We start from the raw sequence: 2,101 nt of genomic DNA on the forward strand, positions 1-2,101 counted from the left end.
CATTCCGGCGGGTGCATCATTCATCAGCAGAAGCCGCAGCCTGTTCCTCCCTTTTTTGGGCTTTTTTGATTCGGTAATAGGACGAAATCATCACCACCAGTGCCAGGATGATAAAGCCGGCACTAATTGGCCGCAGGAAAAAGACTGTTGGGTCTCCGTGGGAAATGATCAGCGTTCGCCGCAGGTTTTGCTCCGCCATCGGCCCCAAAATCAGGGCAAGTAAGATTGGAGAAACCGGGTAATAGCACCCTACTCGCCGTAATCAGGGGACAGTATACCCATTTCCTAAACTGAACCCGATGAGCACCCTCGGCAAATAGGTATACTGTCCCCGGAATTCCTGTCCCCGGAATTCCCATCGATCGAGATAGCATGAGACCGAGGCGTGGGCGCTAAAGCGTCTGCCCCATTTCCCCGCTTACAAGGCGGCATCAGGGATCTTCGTTCCCGAAAACCAGCTGTCTGAATCGGTTGATCCTCTCGTGCTGCTCTTGCGACAGGAAAATGCCACCTGAACCGGAAAAAGCCACCGTCATCAACAGCTGATATTCCTCGAAGCACGTTCTCGCATAGGGATGCGCGGTGTACTCTGTCATACATCGTTCCAGGTATCGCGATGACAGCGAGTTATCAAAACGATAGTGAAGCCCACGATCACTGACAGCGAGCCAGTACAACAGCCGCGGTACCTGCGGGGACGAGGCGTTCTCTCGCAGCAGCTCGTGTAACTGGGCACGAATGAGCACCCAGTAAACCTGTTGACCGTCCAAACTTACGAACTGCTTAAAGCTGGGCCACTCGCGAGTCATGTAACGGTCCATCGCAGGAATGGTCGAATGCTGCAGCGGAGACTGTCGCTGGCCAGGTTCTGAGGCCAAAGGTCGGATAACCTGCAGCCAGCCCTCAACGAGCCTGGTTTCTTCATTACTCAGATCGCCGGATGTGAGTAAATCCTCGAGGACGACCACCCCGGTCGCCAGGTCGGGGTCAATCCCGATACTCATGACCAGAATCCGGTCCAGTGCATTGCGCCGGTCCCTGCGATCTTTAGAGGTTTCGACAACACGACCAAAACTGACCATTGCGGCTGGATAGTCGCGCGTAAGGTAGCTGAACTCACCCGCTTCGTATTCGTTCAGCTCATGCAGTCGGCTGACACCAAACGCTGGCGCGATGCGCGTGTCCTGAACATGGCAGCCAGCACACAGTTCAAACGCTTCCGCCAATGAAGTACGCGCGTTGTAGGGGTTGTCGGTCGCGTCCGCCAGGCGGGCCTGGAGAAGCTCGAAGGCAGCTAACGTGGCCGATGAGCCCTTCTCAAAATGAGGCCGTGCCCTGCGAAAAAGCGCCGATAATTGACCTGCACCTGGTGTCAGTACGGAAGTGTCGTTGGTACGCATTGCCGGCAACATCATGAGCATCGTGTCACCGGCCTCACGCATCACGTCCTGCAAACCATCATCTGCGTTCGCCGCAAACATCACAAGCACCGCACTGACAACAAATGCACGGCATATCGTTTGCTTCATCGAGACCTTCGACATACAAGACACCCCGGACACAGACTTACGAACAAGGTCTTGAGCTTAGCAGCCCGCTATCTACACGCAAACACACATCATGGTTTGGCGGCATGGAATCGCATCCTGATTGATGCAGATCATTTTGCTCAGGGCCCCGGGCGAAGCCTAAACCCCTACAGGCCAGCGTCATCTCGGCAAACGTGAATGCCTTGCCACCGGGATACTGCTCCACAATGGCCGGCTGGGAGGTGACTTGCCAGGCGTCGCGGCGGAAACGGTAATTGAAGAAACCGGGACAGAAACCGGGACGGGACAGAAACCGGGACAGATCTATTTAATGATTAAATAAATCTGTCCCGGTTTTATTCACCAGGGCCTGCATCCCTGTCAGGTAAACAATACCATCGGATTTTGTGTAGCGATCGCCTAGCGCAAAGTTGTAATCGACGCCTGAGGTTTTCTCGTTCGAAATAGCGTCATCCGGCGGAACCATCGCCGCCCTCCCCGTCTGAGTTGCATGCGCAGGATAGTATCAAAACTGCGAGGGTGTTTTGCTGTTTATTGTTTTTCGCCGTCGC

At 54.6% G+C, this 2,101-nt stretch carries 3 protein-coding genes; 1 reads left to right on the forward strand and 2 read right to left on the reverse strand.

Annotation, left to right across the window (positions count from 1 at the left end; genetic code table 11):
- On the forward strand, window positions 1-223 hold a 223-nt coding region (locus tag Q0X89_RS17795), incomplete at its 5' end, for a hypothetical protein (protein WP_297696705.1).
- A gap of 208 nt (window positions 224-431) precedes the next feature.
- On the opposite strand, the gene Q0X89_RS17800 is transcribed toward Q0X89_RS17795, so the two are convergent.
- Both Q0X89_RS17800 and Q0X89_RS17805 read right to left on the reverse strand, forming a co-directional pair.
- Complete coding sequence (locus tag Q0X89_RS17800; RefSeq protein WP_297696707.1) at window positions 432-1,529, reverse strand: hypothetical protein; 1,098 nt, start codon at window positions 1,527-1,529, stop codon at window positions 432-434.
- A gap of 328 nt (window positions 1,530-1,857) precedes the next feature.
- Entirely contained in the window at window positions 1,858-2,016 is a 159-nt protein-coding gene (locus tag Q0X89_RS17805; RefSeq protein WP_297696709.1) for a hypothetical protein, read from the reverse strand.
- Between the last annotated feature and the right edge of the window lie 85 nt (window positions 2,017-2,101).

The sequence above is a fragment of the uncultured Eudoraea sp. genome, from assembly GCF_947258525.1.
Lineage (GTDB): Bacteria > Bacteroidota > Bacteroidia > Flavobacteriales > Flavobacteriaceae > Eudoraea.

Coding starts and splice junctions, on each gene's coding strand:
- Q0X89_RS17800 (WP_297696707.1), bottom strand. CDS start 1,529: ATGAAGCAAACGATATGCCGTGCATTTGTTGTCAGTGCGGTGCTTGTG.
- Q0X89_RS17805 (WP_297696709.1), bottom strand. CDS start 2,016: ATGGTTCCGCCGGATGACGCTATTTCGAACGAGAAAACCTCAGGCGTC.